This is a genomic window from Celeribacter litoreus (assembly GCF_020165855.1).
GTDB lineage: Bacteria > Pseudomonadota > Alphaproteobacteria > Rhodobacterales > Rhodobacteraceae > Celeribacter > Celeribacter litoreus.
Map to the genome: position 1 here is coordinate 887,509 of NZ_JAIUFY010000005.1, position 16,614 is coordinate 904,122.

The following is a 16,614-nucleotide window of genomic DNA, read 5'->3' on the forward strand; positions in this document are numbered from 1 at the left end:
GAAAATGAGGGTTTTCGTGTAGTGTCTTCGGAGAAGCGCGCGTGTTTGCGCTCACTCTGGCGGGACTTTGCCGGAAGCCCCCTGCCAGCGCCGCGTGACTTGCGCGTGCAGGCGGGGAGGACCATAGTTTGCCCCATATTCTCTTGGTCGCGCCCGAACGGGAGCGATTACGCCTCTGACGGATCGTTCGCAATGGCCTTTACTCACGCACTTCGCCGTGTCTCGATGGGCGCAGCTCTGTCTGTGCTGACGCTGCTGCCTGCGCTTTCAGAACCTATGACGCCCCCAATCTCGACGGAGAAAGCGCCTCTGGCAGAGAGCCCCATGCCTCTCTTTCGCCCTTACTTGGTACAGATGCCTGATTTGCGCTGGGAGGACACCGCGAAAGGCGATCTTTGGACGCGCGCCTCGATGAATGCCATCTCGAGCCATGGTCAGAAACTGATCAAAACTGTCCCTCAGGATATCTCGAACTGGTGTCCGGGGTATAAATCTCAGGATGCGCACGGGCGCGCGTCTTTCTGGGCGGGGCTTTTGTCCACGCTGTCCTATCACGAAAGCACATGGCGCGAGACCGCGGTCGGCGGTGGCGGCGCTTGGTTCGGACTGACCCAGATCGCGCCCTCGACCGCGCGGTGGCGTCAATGTCGTGCGCAGACGGGGGCGGAGCTAAAGAATGGTGTGGCGAACTTGAGCTGTGCTGTGCGGATCATGAACGTCACCGTGCCGCGTGATCAGGTTGTCTCGCGCGGAATGAAGGGGGTCGCCGCCGATTGGGGGCCGTTTCATTCCTCGAAGAAGCGCGAGGACATGCGCAGATGGCTCTCTGCGCAGCCTTTCTGCCGCCCTGTTCTCAAATCCTCGCCCGTTCCGCTCCTGCGCCCCGGTTCCGGCTATGCGATCGCGTTTGATGACGCGCGGTCCTCTAACACGCCATTTTGAGCGCCTTGGCCTCCCATGACCGGAGTTCATAACGCGCAAGGCTCACGACGTTATCTTTGGTCTCTAACTCGGGGAAGAGTGTGAGGATTTCCGATTTCGCTTCCTCATCCACAGAAGAGAGCGTTTCCTGCCCCGGGAAGAGGCTCTCGGTCGGGCAGGCCTCTGCGAAAATGATCTGATGCGCGTCAAAGAGCATGTGGAAGTAATCCACGAAACCGCCCGGAGCGCGCCGGATCGTGTCGTCATTCACCAGATGCTTTGCCGCAACGAGCACATCACGTTCCCCAAAGAGGAGTTCGGCCTCCGCGCCACGGATCATCATGCGGTGGTTGGGAGAGACCTTTAGATCACGCAGATTGCCGAGCGCCCCGCGCTTGATCAGGATCGGCGCCAGATGGCCCTCGGCTTGCACGCGGCGAGACCCGATCCAGCGGATCGGCTGTGGGCCATAGTCGAGCGTATGAACGAGATCGCCCTCGGAAAGCGTTTCAATATAGCGCGGCCCGTTCGGCGTATCGATGAGGGTCCCCCGCACGAGACACACCGTGTTCGCGATCGTCTCTTCGGCGAAGATATTGATATTCGTTTCGAAAACCCCGTTCCCGTTCTCATTTCCGTTATCGATCGTTCCGTTGCCATTGTAGTCGGTGTCGTCGATGTGTGGGATGAACAGGGGTAAATCCGAGGTCAGGTCTACGCCCGGCGCGAGCAACATGTAATTTAGCGCCGGCGCGTTGGGGTCTTCACATTCGAAATGGGTGGCGCGGAAGTGGAGGTAGTTGTCGCCCATGTTGTAGACGGTGGTCGAGACGTCACCCGTTTGTCCGCCTGTCCAGTTCCGACCTGCGCCTTGCCCGTTGCCGGAACTCGATCCGGTCGAAAGCGAATAGGTATAAAGCGCGTTGCCGTTCACGTAATCCGCGGCGCTGTCGTATACGATGATATCTGTGATGATCGACTGATCACTCAGCGCGCCTGCAGGTGTCACATTCTCTGCGACAAAGACGACGATATCGTCATTGTCGAACACCATATCTCCGCCGGTGAGATACGCACCGTCGTTCTCTGTGCCTTGGGCATCTGTTGCATAGCCCTCCGGATCATTGATGACGGAGGACCCCATTAAAATCAGCTCTTCAGTCGCCATGACTGCTCAACCTCGTGACGCGTAAACCATTTTATCTATACTTTTTAGGGCACATGCCCCTTGTGCGTTTTGAAGTGCTGGTGCGGCTTGGCACCGCTTGTCTTTTTCAGGCCGCGATGTTTTTTAACGGCATAATCGTTTAAGAAGCGTGGACGTTCTTTCGAAAATCGGATGGCACTGTCCATGCCCTCTGACGGTCTGGAAATCGCTTTTGCAGTGCTGTGGCTGAAATGCATCGCGCTGCCATGAAAAGGAAAAAATCATGCCTGCTTTGCGCCACGATATCGACCCTGATGGCTTTCTGGAGTTCTCCGTCGTCTTTACGGACCGCTCTCTCAACCACATGTCGAAGGCATTTCAAAGCGTTATGAACGACATCCACACCACGCTTTGCGAGGTCTACAACGCTGATTCGGCCGTCGTCGTTCCCGGCGGTGGGACCTACGCGATGGAGGCGGTCGCACGCCAGATTGCGGATGATGAGGATGTGCTTGTGATCCGGAACGGCTTTTTCTCGTTCCGCTGGTCGCAGATTTTCGAGGCGGGGGATATTCCGGCCACGCAGACCGTCATGAAGGCCCGCCGCCTCGGGAACGATGCGCAGTCGCCCTTCTCTCCGGCGCCGCTCGAAGAGGTCGTGCGCAAGATCCACGAACTGCGTCCCAAAGCCGTTTTCGCACCACACGTCGAAACCGCCTCCGGCATGATCCTGCCGGACGCCTATATCCGCGCGATTTCGGAAGCTGTGCATGAGGTCGGGGGCTTGATGGTGCTCGACTGTATCGCGTCAGGTTGTGCGTGGGTCGATATGGCGGCGACAGGCGTCGATATTCTGATTTCCGCGCCTCAAAAGGGTTGGTCCGCACAACCGTCGGCGGGACTCGTGATGCTCAACAAAGCCGCGCTTGAGGTGGTGAAGTCGCGCCAGTCCAGCTCCTTCGCGATTGATCTCGGCAAGTGGCTCACGATCATGGAGGCCTACACTGGCGGCGGTCATGCTTATCACGCCACCATGCCAACAGACGCCCTTCGCGCCTTCCGCGATGCCATGATGGAGACCAAGGAATACGGCTTCCACAAACTCTCCGAGGCGCAGTGGGAGCTTGGCCGTCGCGTGCGTCACCTTCTGGCCGAACGCGGCTTCAAGTCCGTTGCAGCTGAAGGTGTCGAGGCGCCGGGCGTGGTCGTGTGCTACACGGACAACCCGAACTTCAAAAATGGCTCTGCGTTCGCTGCCCAAGGCGTGCAGATCGCGGCGGGTGTGCCGCTCCAGTGTGATGAGGGCGCAGAGTTCTCGACCTTCCGCCTCGGCCTCTTTGGTCTCGACAAACTCTATGATGTCGATGCGGCTGTGGCGCGCCTTGAGGCCGCTCTGGATGCGGTGGCGGCTTCTTAAGGTCGTTTAAGAACCCCGTGCAGGCGCGTCTCAAAGCGGACCGAGGCCCGCCTGCATGACTTTCATACGCACCGGTTTGACATCGTGCACCGCTTTGAGGCCCCAGAGCCGGACGAGTTGCAAGATGTCATCCTCGGACCGGGTGACGCGATTGAACAGGTCCACGACCTTTGAGCGCGTGGAGATGTCGCGATGGCGTGTTTTTGCGTAAAGGTCGAGCATCTGCTGCCCGCCAAGGTCACCACGGAAATCCTCTGATAGCTTCAAGAGTTCAGCGAGATCGTTGAGCGACGTGTTCAGACCCTGCGCGCCAATCGGGGGGAGCGCGTGGGCGGCTTCTGCAATGATCGCGACGCGTTCGGACGAGAGGCTGTCAGCAACCTGCGTGATGATCGGAAAGATCGCGCGGCCGGAGGCGAGTTCGAGATCGCCGAAGAGACCAGCAGACCGTTCCGTCATCACCGCATTGAACTGCTCCGGTTCCATCGTCAGGAGTTTTTTGGCGTAGGGGCCTTTGTTCATCCACACGATTGCAGAGGCGTGTTTGCCGTCGATGTCGTGGAGCGGCACCATGGTGAAGGGGCCACCTTCGCGGTAAATCTCAGTCGAGACGTTGTGATGGGGTAGGGTGTGGGTCGCGGTGAAGGCCAGAGATTTCTGGCCGTAATGCGTTGTTTTGACGCCAATCCCTGCGGCCTCACGCACCGGGCTGTTGCGACCGTCCGCGGCCACGACGAGTTTCGCGCGCACCAAACTTCCATCGGTGAGAGTAACGCGGGCCTCGGTCATGCGGGTGAAGAGACTTTTGAACCCGACACCGTAGCGCAGTTCGACATTCGGGATGTTAGGCACGGCGCGGGCGAGTTCGCGTCGGATCACCCAGTTCAGGAAGTTCCAGCCGAACGGCTCATCGCCGGTCTCGCGGCCTTCGAACTGACGTTCTGCGCGGATCTCAGAAGGACGACCGACCGTGTCCACGATGCGCAAGGCTTCGAGCGGGGTCGCATGGGGTGCAAGTTCGCCCCAAATGCCGATTTTCTCAAACAGGTCCCGCGCGGGGCGGAGGAACGCGGTGGAGCGCAGATCGGAGCCGGCCTCATCGCCTGTGATGATGGGCTGCGACGGGTCGACCATCAAAGTCGAGAACCCCGACGCGCCAAAGGCCGCTGCTGCGATCAACCCTGCGATACCGCCTCCGGAAATGAGGACATCAACGGAATGGATGGGGGTTTTTGCGGCGGTCATGGCTCACTCACTCCTGAAACAGTCTTTGGCTAAGACATAGGCGCAAGTGGACGGCTTGTCCAAGGGGACAGGCCGTCACAGGCGACGAAAATGGCTTAGCGCCCAACCGTCAGAAGAATGAGGGCGACGAAGATGAACGGCACCAATGCCACAGCGGTGACACCGATTACCCAAGGGCCGATTGCAAACGCCGCGTAGCCGAGGCCGCCGAGGACGGCGACTACGAACAACAGAAACAGGACGACGGCGCCGGTGGAGGCAACGCCCTCTTCAGAGTGGGAATGGTCATGGGAATCGGTCGCCAGGTTGGCGGCGAAAGTCGCGTCAGTCATGTGCGTGCTCCGGTATCGGATGGTTTTTATCTGCGGCACAGATAAGAACCGAAGCGTTTTCCGTCACGGTGGCAGAATGACGCACGACTTACGTCTCGACGATCAGAGACCGGAGAAAATGCGCGAGATCATTGGTGTGATGATGGATGTGCGGGGCAGGCGGGTCGAGCGGGCTCGGCGCCACGTAGACCGTCTTCATCCCGAGGGCGTGGGGGACCACGAGATTGCGGGGATCATCTTCGAACATGGCAGCTTCTTCCGGGGCGACGCCATCGGCTGCAAACACGGTCGCGAAGGCCTGCGGCTGGGGTTTCGGGTGAAACTCCGCGTGCTCGATGCCGTAGATCGCGTTAAAGATTCCCGTGAGGCCACGCGCCTCAAGCACCCGCTCCGCATAAGGTTTGGAGCCGTTCGTGTAGACGATCTTCCGCCCCGGCAGGGCCGTGATGGCGGCTTTGAGCGCGGCATCTGCGGCAAGGCCCGAGAAATCGATATCGTGCACATATGTCAGATAGGGCAACGGATCGGTGCCGTGGCGCGCCATCATTCCCGAGAGGGTGGTGCCGTATTCCGCCCAATAGTCGCGGCGCAGCTTGTTGGCTTCGTCCGTTGTGACGTTCAATTCGCGTGATACCCAGTCGGTCATTTTGACTTCGATCTGCGAGAAAAGAGCCGCCTCTGGTGGGTAGAGAGTATTATCGAGGTCGAAGACCCAGGTTTTTACGTGAGAGAAACTGTCTGCTGTCATGCCTCACGTGTTAAGGTGCGCATAGTTGAACTGCAAGGGCGCGCTGCGACCATGTTAGCGCTTGATACTCAGGGGCGTGGGTGGCTATGGTTCAGTCTCGAACGATAAGTGACGGAAAAGAGAGCGATATGAAAGATCCGCGCGCCAGCCAGAAAGACGCCTATGCGATGATCCTAGAGGCCATCGACACGGGTGTATATCGTCCGGGCGATCGTCTGGTGGAGAGCGAATTGGCGGACCGCTTCGGGGTGTCCCGCACGCCAATCCGTGAGGCGTTGCAGCGTCTGGAAACACAGTCGATGCTCACGCGCGACGGCCGCTCTCTCATTGTCGCATCGCTGGACCATAACCAGATGGCCGATCTCTATGTTGTCCGGACGGAGCTTGAAGGTTTGGCCGCTCGTCTCGCCGCCCGTCATGCCACCCCCGAAGAGGTGCGTGTGCTGCGGGATATGGTCGAGGCGGACCGTGAGTTGATTGGTAAGCCCGAGGAAATGTCCCGTGCAAACCGCCGGTTCCACAAGCAAATCCACCTCGCGTCACACAATAAGTATCTCGTGCAACAGCTTGACCTTGTTCACAGATCAATGGCGCTCCTCGCGACCACGTCGCTCGCCGCAGAAGGACGCGGTGAGGAAGCAATCCGTGAGCACGATCAGATCGTGTCCGCGATTGAAGCGGGCGACGGAGATGCGGCGCACAAGGCGCTCTCCGAACATATTTCGATTGCCTTTGTGACCCGCCTCAAAATCGACGCCGAGAAAGTACGCTGAGCGGTCAGTTCTCCGTCAGGTTCAGCCCGAATGTGAGCCCGCGTTTGAGCGGCTTTAGTGGCTGATTAAGAGCGGCCTGCACAACGTCATGCGCGAATGGGGATGCTGCTTCGGCTAGGCCGCTTGGCGTCGCTGAGGCCCCGAACGCGTAGGCCCCTTTGAGCGTCGTGGGCTTCGTTTCTTCGAGGGTCTTTGGCAAGTGGACACCTTGATCATGAATCCCGTGCGCAGTCTTGTCCCAATAGAACGGTTTCGAGATGAGCTCCCACATCCCTTTCATCGCAGCCAGTGTCGCGAGCGGGTAGTAGAAATGCAGCGTGGGCACCCACGGCCAAAGCCATTTGTGTTTGTCCGACGCGGTCGCGACCAATCCGGTTGTAACTGTGATCGCCTCTGACAGGAGAAAGACGGCACCAATCGCGGTGAGGGCCTCGTTTGTGAGAACGCCCCGGAGCGGATGCGGCAACCCGAGGGGGAAGCTCCAGAACGACCACAGCAGTGGTGCGAGCAGGAATTGGGACAGAGTGCCGAGAAAGAGCACCTGAACGCCGAAAAACCGCCATGCGCCGAGATCGCGCCAGAGCGCGCGCGGGTTTCGCATGTGGACGGCGTAGGTCATTGCATAGCCCTTGAGCCAGCGGGACCGCTGTTTGACCCATGGCCAGAACCGGCAGTTGGCCTCCTCTTCGGTCACAGTCGGGATCAGGTCAGTGCGGTAGCCATGGCGGGCAAGGCGGATGCCAAGGTCCGCGTCCTCTGTCACGTTATGCGCGTCCCAGCCGCCGAGTTCCTCCAACGCCTCACGTCGGAAGAAGAGCGTCGTGCCTCCCAGTGGAACGGTGAGGCCAAGGCGGTCGTAGCCAGGCAGGATCACGCGAAACCAGCTCGCATACTCAATCGTAAAGCACCGAGAGAGCCAGTTTGTCCGTGCGTTGTAAAAGTCTAGGATGCCTTGGACGCAAGCGACTTCAGGCCCGACTTTCGCGAAATGGGCGGCGACTTTATGAATTTGGCCGGGATCCGGCGCGTCCTCTGCGTCGTAAATGCCGATGATAGAACCGCGACAGAAATCGAGCGCGAAGTTCATGGCGCGGGGTTTGGTTTTGACGCCGCCCTTTGGCACCGTGATCTCGCGTATCCAGCGTGGTAGTTCGGTCTCGGCGATGGCGTCACGCGTGACCTGATCGTCCTCCTCGACGACCAAAAGGATGTCGAGCAATTCTCGGGGATAGATGAGGCGGGAGACGCGCTGGATCAGCCGGTTCGCAATCTCGCGCTCTTTGAACAGCGGTAGCATGATCGAGACGGTGGGCAGGCGCCGCTGTTTGCGGCCGGTCTCAAAGGTCTGATGCCGTCGCGTCGCTCCGCGAAATTGCGCGACAGCCGCAGCCAAACGAAGGCCGGACGCGAGCACCAATGTCAAGATTGCCCAGCCCGTGAACAGAGCCGCAGCACTCCGTGGCGCGGCGAGGGCGAAGGCGAGACAGACAAAGGCGAGACCAGTTATGCGGCGCGTCGCGAGACGTAAATCCATTTCGCGACAGCTCTCCGGCTCTGCGACCCGCGTTTCGGCGTTCGCGGCGAGGGTGCGGCTGCGGGTGCGAAGTAAGGCCGCGTGCATGGCCGTTTCTGGCGCAACAGCAAGACGTACCGAACCGAAGAGGGTGGTGAGTGCTTCGCGCTGGGCGTGGAATTCTTCCGGTCGGCAGGAGGCTATCACGACCGTGCCCCCGATCTGACGCCATGGCAGCAGTCCATCCCGAAGGCATCGGTCGCTCCCGAGCCTGTCGATCAGGCGCACGTCAGGTGGCTCCGCGACAAAATCGGCGACCATTGCATCGAATTGTGCGGCGATGGCTTTGTAGAGCGTCTCTTCATCGACCATTCCATGCGCCAGTAGAATATCGCCGAACCGGGCATCTTCCCGCTGGCGGATAGCAGCGGCGCGCAAGAGATCGCTTTGACTGAGAGCGCCGGCATCGACGAGGAGCTGACCGATTGGACGTCGGGCAGGCGCACGCGCTTTTACAGATTGATCCCCACGATGGGACACCGGATTTCCCTCTTGTTCTGAACCGCACATGCTCGTCCAAGTGGAGAACACGCGTTGAACGTTTGGGGGAGGGTGCACTGAAATTGGTGAATGGCTCGTTAACCAAAGCCAAAAAGCGGGCTTGCCTGCATGCAAAAACGAAAAAAGGCGGGGAAGTCCCCGCCTTTCGTCATTCGATTATCTCTTGGATCAGGCCGATGCTGTGGCGCGTTCGGCCATAGCGGCTGCGAAGCGTTCAAAGAGGTAGTAGCTGTCCATCGGGCCCGGGGAAGCTTCCGGGTGATACTGGACGGAGAAAATCGGTTTGCCTTCGACCTTGATGCCACAGTTGGAGCCGTCGAACAGGGACACGTGGGTTTCGACAACACCTTCCGGCAGCGACTGGGCGTCCACGGTGAAGCCGTGGTTCATGGAGGTGATTTCCACCTTGCCCGTGTCGTGATCTTTCACTGGGTGGTTCGCCCCGTGGTGGCCGTGGTTCATCTTGATCGTCTTCGCACCGAGGGCGAGGGCGAGCATCTGGTGACCGAGGCAGATACCGAAGACCGGCAGGTCTTTCTCAAGCACGCCTTTGATCATCGGAACGGCATATTCGCCGGTCGCAGCCGGATCGCCAGGGCCATTGGAGAGGAAAACTCCATCCGGATTGTGGGCGAGCACTTCCTCGGCGGTGGCAGACGCAGGGAGAACCGTGACGTCGCAACCCGCAGACGCGAGGCAGCGCAGGATGTTGCGTTTCGCGCCGAAGTCGACAGCGACGACTTTGAAGCCTTCGCCCTCACGTTTCGGGAAACCGTCCGGCCATGCCCAACGCATCTCGTCCCATTTGTAGGACTGGGAGCAGGTGACGTCTTTGGCGAGATCGAGGCCAACGAGACCAGAGAAGCCGCGCGCTTGTTTCACGAGTGCTTCGATGTCGAAGTTACCTTCCGGATCGTGTGCAATCGCGACGTGCGGTGCGCCTTGCTGACGAATGGCTCGAGTGAGGCGACGCGTGTCGACACCGCCCATGCCGATGCGACCGCGCTTTTCAAGCCACGGGCCGAGCTCTTCCTGAGCGCGCCAGTTGGAGGAATGGGTCGGATCCCATTTGACAACCATACCCGCTGCAACCGGATCCGCGGTTTCGTCATCCTCGGCGTTAACGCCGGTGTTGCCGATGTGCGGGAAGGTGAACGTGACGATCTGACCTGCGTAGGACGGATCTGTCATGATTTCCTGATAACCGGTCATGGCTGTGTTAAAGCACAGCTCTGCGGTGGTGGTGCCGGTGGCTCCGAAACCCATCCCGTAGAAGATGGTCCCGTCTGCCAAAGCCAGACAAGCGGTTGGTTTTCCGGACGTGTGACCAGATGCCATGGCGCGACTCTCCTATATGGGCAAAATTGGCCGGAACCTAAGGAAAGGCTCCCGTGGCGTCAAGGCAGCAGAATAGCTAATTTCCCTACGTTTGCCCATGTTTTCCGCAACGCAGCGAAAACCCTCCGTTATCGCTCTCATAGGCGGTTGAGAAAGGAGCACTCTTTCGCTATGTTTCCCTCTTGCGACATCATGAGGGATGAGGCCCGTACAGATATGCGAAACCGACTCAACGCCGCTTTGAAAACGGCGATGAAGGAGAAGGACACCGAGAAACTGGCCACGTTGCGTTTGATTAACGCCGCTATCAAGGATCGGGAAATCGCCTCCCGTGTTGATGGTGAAGAGGTCAGTCTCACAGATGCGGAGGTTCTCGCGATCCTTGGTAAGATGGTGAAACAAAGGCAAGAAAGCGCCAAAGCCTTTGAAGAAGGCGGGCGTTTGGAACTTGCGGAAAAGGAGCGTGGCGAGATTTCCGTCATCGAAGAGTTCCTGCCGCGCCAATTGTCGGAAGAGGAAACCAAAGCCGCGATTGCCTCTGCAATCGATGCCACCGGTGCAGAGAGCATTCGGGACATGGGCAAGGTGATGGGGGCTTTGAAGGCTAAATACACCGGCCAACTCGACTTCGGATCGGTTGGTTTGATGGTGAAAGAAAAGCTCGCCTGACTCTTTTTAAGATGAGAAACAGCCGTCCGGAAGGGCGGCTGTTTTTTTATGTCGAGGTTTCCGCGCGAGGGCGTTTGATCTCGCCCAGAACAAATGCGAGATCATCGCGCAGCTGTTGGCGCTCATCGGGGCTGAGAAAAGCGCCGAGTTCGACATTGCGGTTTTGCTCCGCACCGGCACCTGAAAGTGTGAGGTAGTTCTCGATCTGTCCGTTCTTCGGGTGAAGCGTCAGGCGGACCCAGTAGGGGTTGGCGTCCCATGTCAGGCGCTGGCCTTTGGCGGTCCAGTGACACAACTCGACACGATCCGGCCAGATCAGCATTTCCTCCCGTAGCTGGTCCCGATCCGACTTCCGCAGCGCCGTCCAGAGCGCCGCTAAAGCCGTCATCATAAAGATGAGCAAGATCCAGAATGCGATGGTGCCGATGAATGGCACGACGGGGATCATCCCGCCCGCAAACATAATCCAGATCGTCCATGAGAACCCGCGCCCCTTCAGACTTCGGTGCGGCCAAAGCTCGAGACGAAAAAGCGGGGCTTCCGTCGTCGTGCGGGCGTTTGAAATCGGCGTGTCGTACGCGGGTGTCCAGAGATAGGGCATGGCTAAGGTATATGTGTTTTACAGTATTCTAGGCTGACGTAGGCCAAAGAAAAAGGCCCCGCCGGAGCGGAGCCTTTCTTTATCTCTTACTGGAGCCTGCGCTTAGTGCGCGTGGCCTTTGTCCCAGTCTTCGCGCTTCGGAAGCGTTTCGAACGTATGCTCCGGCGGCGGGGACGGAAGCGTCCATTCCAGCGTGTCAGCATATTCGTTCCAGTAGTTGTTCTCGGTCACGCGGCGACCTTTGAGCAACGTGTAGATCACAATGCCGATGAAGAAGACAAAGGATGCGAAGGACAGAAGTGCACCGAAGGAGGACACTTTGTTCCAAAGCGCAAATGCGTCCGGATAGTCGATGTAACGACGCGGCATACCCTGACGGCCAAGGAAGTGCTGCGGGAAGAAGGTCACGTTCACACCGATGAAGAACATCCAGAAGTGAAGCTTACCTGCCCATTCCGGATACTGACGGCCGGACATCTTGCCGAGGTAGAAGTAGATACCTGCGAAGATACAGAAGGCAGCACCCATGGACATGGTGTAGTGGAAGTGCGCAACGACGTAGTAGGTGTCGTGGTAAGCGCGGTCCACACCAGCCTGGGACAGAACGACGCCCGTCACACCACCGATGGTGAAGAGGATCAGGAAGCCGAATGCGAAGAGCATCGGTGTCTTGAACTCGATGGAGCCGCCCCACATGGTTGCGATCCAGGAGAAGATCTTCACACCCGTCGGAACCGCGATGACCATGGTGGCCAGCATGAAGTAGGACTGCTGGGTCAGGGACATGCCGACCGTGTACATGTGGTGTGCCCACACGACGAAGCCGAGAACACCGATGGCGATCAGAGCCCAGACCATCGGCAGGTAGCCGAAGACCGGTTTCTTGGAGAAGGTGGCGATGATGTGGGAGATCAGACCGAAGCCCGGCAGAACCACGATGTACACTTCAGGGTGACCGAAGAACCAGAGGATGTGCTGGTACAGGATCGGGTCGCCGCCGCCAGCAGGCTGGAAGAAGGACGTGCCGAAGTTACGGTCGGTGAGAAGCATGGTGATCGCGCCTGCGAGAACCGGCAGGGACAGAAGGATCAACCAGGAGGTCACGAAGATCGACCAGGCAAACAGCGGCACCTTGAAGAGGGTCATGCCCGGGGTGCGCATGTTGAGCATGGTGGTGATCATGTTGATCGCGCCGAGGATCGAGGACGCACCGGAAACGTGCACGGCGAAGATCGCGAGATCCATGGAGTAACCGCCTTCAGACGTGGAAAGCGGCGGGTAGAGAACCCAGCCCACACCGGAGCCTGGCTGGTTGTTGCCGCCCGGAGCGAACAGGGAAGCGATACCCAGAGCCACACCAGCAACATAGAGCCAGTAAGACAGGTTGTTCAGGCGCGGGAATGCCATGTCCGGAGCGCCGATCTGCAGCGGCATGAAGTAGTTGCCGAAGCCGCCGAACAGCGCGGGAATCACAACGAAGAACATCATCAGAACGCCGTGGTAGGTGATCATGACGTTCCAGAGGTGGCCGTTCGGGTGACAATCTTCGGCACCAAAGCCGGAGAGGAGGCGTGCAGCGGATTCGCCGGCCTCGTTCAGACACATGAACTGAACACCCGGTTCCATGAGCTCAAGGCGCATGTAAACGGTGAAACAAACCGAGATGAACCCGACCACGGCAGCCGTGATCAGGTAGAGAATCCCGATATCTTTATGATTTGTCGACAGAAACCAGCGGGTAAAGAACCCTCTGTTGTCCTCGTGCTCGTGGCCGTGAATGGCTGCGTCTGCCATGCGGTCCTCCCGAATAAGTGCGTGGTCTTAGTGCGTTTGTATCGCGATTTATGCGTGTTCCTACCGTGCCCTTTGAGCGAGCGTCAAACGGCGGAATTGGAATTTGTTTTAGGCGGTCACGAAGCGGAGAGCAACAATTTGCCGCATATTGTTACCGGAAAAATGTAGGGCTCGGCTTGAAATCCACATTTTCGTTACGGTGTCACACGCGAAACTGGTTCGGTCCTGTCGGTTAGAGGCCTCGGAAGAGCGAAGGGCCTGCACCGCAAAAGAAAAACGCCACCCCGATAGGAGTGGCGTTTCGAATTTTCGTCCTCGGATGTCCGTTCTTATTCGGACGCGGCCTCTTCACCTGCTTCCTCGGATTCCATCTCCTCCATCGGGGCTTCTTCCATCGGTGCCGGACCAACAGATGCGAGATAGGCGATCACGTTTGCGCCGTCCTTCATCTTGAAGGTCATTTTGGAGCGACCGGAGCCGCCGTGGGTGTCGATGAACGCAGTCGGGTCTGCGACGTATTCGGTCAGCAGCTCTTCGGTCCAGACCATGCCGGTCTCACCAACGGCCAGCATGCCGTCGCTGTATTTGAAGCCGTCTTCGTGGCCAACCGGGCGACCGACGACGCCATAGAGGTTCGGGCCCGTTTTGCCACCCTTCTGAATGACGTTGTCGCCATCTGCGATCACGTGGCAGGATTTGCATTTGCGGAAATCTTTTTCGCCGGCTTCAGGGTCACTTGCGAAGGCGGCCGTAGAAGTTGCCATCAGGGCGGCGGCTGTGAGGGCAAAGAATTTGGTCATGCGGTGGTGTCTCCCTGGAGTCATGTATCCGTCGTCACAATAGTGTAATTCTCGGGCGTTTCCAGTATACCATTGTCGCAGATGGTATCCTTCCTGCCTCCTGCGTCAATGCGCCGCTCTAGTCCCCGAAAACCTCTTCAAAGGCCCGTTTCAGAGCGACGTCCACGTCATCCATCGTGACGGGGAGGCCGAGATCAACGAGCGATGTCACGCCGTGTTCCGTGATGCCGCAGGGGACGATGCCAGTGAAGTGGTCGAGGTCCGGTTCAACATTGATCGAGACACCATGGAAAGACACCCATTTGCGCACGCGCAGTCCGATCGCCGCAATTTTGTCCTCGGCCTTTGCGCCGGTCACGGTCAGTGGTTTGTCGTCACGGACCACCCAAACGCCGACACGACCCTCGCGAAGCTCGCCTTTGATGTTGAACTCGGCCAGAGCGGCAATCACCCAGGCCTCCATGTCGGCAACAAACTTACGAACGTCTTTTCCGCGCTTGTTGAGATCAAGCATCGCATAGGCGACGCGCTGCCCTGGTCCATGATAAGTGTATTGGCCGCCGCGCTTGCTCTCGTAGACAGGGAAACGGTCCGGATCGACGAGGTCTTCGATCTTGGCAGAGGTGCCCGCAGTGTAGAGCGGCGGATGTTCTACGAGCCAGACGAGTTCTTCAGCCTCGCCTTTGGCAATGGCTTCCGCACGGGCCTCCATCGTTGCCACGGCTTCATCGTAATCGGTCAGCCCCTCGGTGATTTTCCACTCGACCATCTCGCACCTCCGGTTTGTCGTGCCAAAGCTCTACCTCTCCCGAGGTCGCGCGAAAAGGGGCAGGGGCCTATTATTCCATGCGTCTTATGAATCGCAGCGTGCTTCAGCATTTGTGGCGCGCAATTCCACAGGACGCGCCGAAAAATCCGCTCTTTTCCCATGAAAAATGCGGTCGTGAAAAAAAATGAACTTTCTTGCTTTTTCCTCTTTTCTTCCCCGAACCGCTTCGCTAAATACCCCCTCACCAAGTCAAGACAGTGCGGTCGTGGCGGAATTGGTAGACGCGCAGCGTTGAGGTCGCTGTGGGGTAACTCCCGTGGAAGTTCGAGTCTTCTCGACCGCACCAATCTCTCCCAAGAGAGATATGAAGAAGAAAGCCTGCGGGCTTAACGATCTGGTAATCATAGAAAATTTAGATGTTGAGCCGCTTGCGCTGAGTGTTCTTAGCATTTCGGCAGGCTGGCCGATATCACGAGCCCCTAATGCTTGGCGGTGTTCAGTCCTGCGATAGGATTGGCGGAACTACAGGTGAGTGCCGCCAATCGCGATCAGTCCCGATAATCATCATGACAGGATTTGCAGGTCGTCCCGAGATCGACGAGGGCCATCGGGGTGTCATCTTCTGAAACGATGTTGCCGCTCCATTTTGCAGCCGCCTGAGTGAGTGCATCGGCCTTCTCCGAGAAATCATCGAAGTCCTCCCAGATCGTGGGAAGTGCGGCGCTCTTCGGGTCACTTTCTTCGGCTTCGAAAAGGGACACAGTCTTTCCGGATTCTGTCTCAATCACAGCAATGGCAGCGTTCAGAGCATCTGCGTCGAATTCACGCTGCTTTTTCACTGTCTCGGAGAGCGTCTTCATCTGCTCGGAAATAGTTTTCATGCTGTCCATACGCGCGAGGACGGCAGGATTCTCCACGCCTCCGTGAGCGAGGGCGGCGGTTGCTGTGGCGGCGAGGCAGGCGGCCAACAAGTTCATTTTCATATAGGTGTTTCCCGATTTGCGATTGGCTGTTGTCTCAAGAGTAGGGTGTGAAAGCGCACGGGCGAGTCGAATGTCGGCGTCATGCGCACTCACGTTTCTTCAGTTCATGTGCGTCAGTTGATACCGTTCGCCCGCTGGAGTTCGCGCACGTAGGTAATAATGGCTTTCACGTCCGCCGGCGTCACGCCCTCTTGCGGAGGCATATTGCCGAAACGCCAGTGGTGTGCCTGAACACCCCTTTGGGCGGCCATGACGAAGGACATGTCGCCATGGTGCGACGGTTCGTAGATGATGTGGACGAGCGGCGGCCCGAAAGCTTCGCGACCGGCCGCATTCTCGCCATGGCACTCCGCGCAGACAGCGTCGAAGGCGCGTTTGCCGATTTGAGCGTTTGCGGAGAGTGCGTCGGGCAAGACGACGTCGACGATCGGTGCGCCCTCGGCTGGTTTCGAGGAAAGGGCGAGCGGTGCTGGCTCGGGTTTCAGAGCGACATACGCACCTGCAGCCAGTGCAGCGGCACCAACAAGGGGCAGAATAAATTTTTTCATGGGTCTTTCCGTATCAGGATTTAAGGGGCTCAGAACTTAGTCGCCCAGATACGGGGTGGGGGGAGGTCGAGCTTTGGAGAACGGGCAAAAGCCTGTCCTGACGTTTCGGTGTGGAAGCGAACGGGACGCAGGGTTCGGCAGACGGCTCCGTTGGCTTCGCCCACGACGGTAAAAATGGCGCAGATCCCACCATGGGGGCAGTTGTGTCCGCCCGAAGCGTCGATGTGCATCTGCTCTATGCAGTCCGAACAGGTCGCGTGAAGCGAGGCCGATGTTTCAACTGTCATCGCATGTCCGACCATTTCATGTGCCTGCGTCGGTCGCGGTCCGAAAAGCAGGGCCATGGCTCCGATGAGCATGAGGATAACAAATCGTTGCACGCGAAGCTCCTTTCACGGAAAAATAGGATACGTGCGCGATATTTGTGGCGTCAACTCCATGTCGTGTGACTCTAG

Annotated in this window: 16 protein-coding genes, 1 tRNA gene and 1 pseudogene; 5 read left to right on the forward strand and 13 right to left on the reverse strand. The window is 58.5% G+C overall.

What is annotated here, in order from left to right:
- Positions 1–192 precede the first annotated feature (192 nt).
- Positions 193–942: a transglycosylase SLT domain-containing protein gene (locus LA304_RS06405; RefSeq protein ID WP_224502278.1), complete on the forward strand. Its 750-nt coding sequence runs from the start codon at positions 193–195 to the stop codon at positions 940–942.
- Here the strand turns inward: LA304_RS06405 and LA304_RS06410 are convergent.
- Positions 926–2,089, reverse strand: coding sequence for a Hint domain-containing protein (locus tag LA304_RS06410; RefSeq protein ID WP_224502279.1), 1,164 nt, complete (start codon positions 2,087–2,089; stop codon positions 926–928). The two genes, LA304_RS06405 and LA304_RS06410, sit on opposite strands and share 17 nt — an antisense overlap.
- 262 nt (positions 2,090–2,351) lie before the next feature.
- Between LA304_RS06410 and LA304_RS06415 the strand changes: the two genes are divergently transcribed.
- The gene (locus LA304_RS06415; RefSeq protein WP_224502280.1) at positions 2,352–3,485 is read left to right on the forward strand and encodes an aminotransferase class V-fold PLP-dependent enzyme; all 1,134 of its coding nucleotides are present in this window, start codon (positions 2,352–2,354) and stop codon (positions 3,483–3,485) included.
- 30 nt (positions 3,486–3,515) lie between these two features.
- Here LA304_RS06415 and LA304_RS06420 read toward each other — a convergent pair whose 3' ends face one another.
- From LA304_RS06420 to LA304_RS06430, 3 genes are all read right to left on the reverse strand, one after another.
- A complete protein-coding gene (locus LA304_RS06420; protein ID WP_224502281.1) occupies positions 3,516–4,730 on the reverse strand; it encodes an FAD-dependent monooxygenase in 1,215 nt (404 codons plus the stop codon).
- Between the two features lie 95 nt (positions 4,731–4,825).
- Positions 4,826–5,062 carry a hypothetical protein gene (locus tag LA304_RS06425; RefSeq protein WP_224502282.1) on the reverse strand — a complete coding sequence of 79 codons (237 nt, stop codon included), beginning with the start codon at positions 5,060–5,062 and terminating at the stop codon, positions 4,826–4,828.
- An 88-nt stretch (positions 5,063–5,150) separates the two neighbouring features.
- Positions 5,151–5,810: a pyrimidine 5'-nucleotidase gene (locus LA304_RS06430; RefSeq protein WP_224502283.1), complete on the reverse strand. Its 660-nt coding sequence runs from the start codon at positions 5,808–5,810 to the stop codon at positions 5,151–5,153.
- A 128-nt stretch (positions 5,811–5,938) separates the two neighbouring features.
- Here LA304_RS06430 and LA304_RS06435 point away from each other — a divergent pair, with 128 nt between their 5' ends.
- Positions 5,939–6,583 (forward strand): GntR family transcriptional regulator, encoded by a 645-nt coding sequence (locus tag LA304_RS06435; protein ID WP_224502284.1) that lies wholly within the window; start codon positions 5,939–5,941, stop codon positions 6,581–6,583.
- Between the two features lie 4 nt (positions 6,584–6,587).
- Here LA304_RS06435 and LA304_RS06440 read toward each other — a convergent pair whose 3' ends face one another.
- Both LA304_RS06440 and carA read right to left on the reverse strand, forming a co-directional pair.
- Positions 6,588–8,636 (reverse strand): glycosyltransferase family 2 protein, encoded by a 2,049-nt coding sequence (locus tag LA304_RS06440; RefSeq protein ID WP_224502285.1) that lies wholly within the window; start codon positions 8,634–8,636, stop codon positions 6,588–6,590.
- A gap of 189 nt (positions 8,637–8,825) precedes the next feature.
- Positions 8,826–9,995 (reverse strand): glutamine-hydrolyzing carbamoyl-phosphate synthase small subunit, encoded by a 1,170-nt coding sequence (gene carA / locus LA304_RS06445; protein ID WP_224502286.1) that lies wholly within the window; start codon positions 9,993–9,995, stop codon positions 8,826–8,828.
- 216 nt (positions 9,996–10,211) lie between these two features.
- Between carA and LA304_RS06450 the strand changes: the two genes are divergently transcribed.
- Entirely contained in the window at positions 10,212–10,664 is a 453-nt protein-coding gene (locus LA304_RS06450) for a GatB/YqeY domain-containing protein (RefSeq protein WP_224502287.1), read from the forward strand.
- A gap of 46 nt (positions 10,665–10,710) precedes the next feature.
- Here the strand turns inward: LA304_RS06450 and LA304_RS06455 are convergent, their stop codons facing one another.
- From LA304_RS06455 to lipB, 4 genes and pseudogenes are all read right to left on the reverse strand, one after another.
- A complete protein-coding gene (locus LA304_RS06455; RefSeq protein ID WP_224502288.1) occupies positions 10,711–11,265 on the reverse strand; it encodes a DUF2244 domain-containing protein in 555 nt (184 codons plus the stop codon).
- 102 nt (positions 11,266–11,367) lie between these two features.
- Complete coding sequence (gene ctaD / locus LA304_RS06460; RefSeq protein WP_224502289.1) at positions 11,368–13,059, reverse strand: cytochrome c oxidase subunit I; 1,692 nt, start codon at positions 13,057–13,059, stop codon at positions 11,368–11,370.
- 329 nt (positions 13,060–13,388) lie between these two features.
- Positions 13,389–13,859 carry a c-type cytochrome gene (locus tag LA304_RS06465; protein WP_318010677.1) on the reverse strand — a complete coding sequence of 157 codons (471 nt, stop codon included), beginning with the start codon at positions 13,857–13,859 and terminating at the stop codon, positions 13,389–13,391.
- 118 nt (positions 13,860–13,977) lie between these two features.
- A pseudogene (lipB, locus tag LA304_RS06470) lies at positions 13,978–14,631 on the reverse strand (lipoyl(octanoyl) transferase LipB); the annotation flags it as partial.
- A gap of 256 nt (positions 14,632–14,887) precedes the next feature.
- On the opposite strand from lipB, the gene LA304_RS06475 reads away from it, so the two are divergent.
- A tRNA-Leu gene (locus tag LA304_RS06475) sits at positions 14,888–14,974 on the forward strand.
- A gap of 202 nt (positions 14,975–15,176) precedes the next feature.
- Here LA304_RS06475 and LA304_RS06480 read toward each other — a convergent pair.
- The 3 genes from LA304_RS06480 to LA304_RS06490 form a co-directional block, all read right to left on the reverse strand.
- Positions 15,177–15,611 carry a c-type cytochrome gene (locus LA304_RS06480; RefSeq protein ID WP_224502291.1) on the reverse strand — a complete coding sequence of 145 codons (435 nt, stop codon included), beginning with the start codon at positions 15,609–15,611 and terminating at the stop codon, positions 15,177–15,179.
- A gap of 113 nt (positions 15,612–15,724) precedes the next feature.
- On the reverse strand, positions 15,725–16,159 hold the full coding sequence (locus tag LA304_RS06485; RefSeq protein WP_224502292.1) for a c-type cytochrome: 435 nt from the start codon (positions 16,157–16,159) through the stop codon (positions 15,725–15,727).
- A 29-nt stretch (positions 16,160–16,188) separates the two neighbouring features.
- On the reverse strand, positions 16,189–16,539 hold the full coding sequence (locus tag LA304_RS06490) for a hypothetical protein (RefSeq protein WP_224502293.1): 351 nt from the start codon (positions 16,537–16,539) through the stop codon (positions 16,189–16,191).
- Positions 16,540–16,614: the final 75 nt, after the last annotated feature.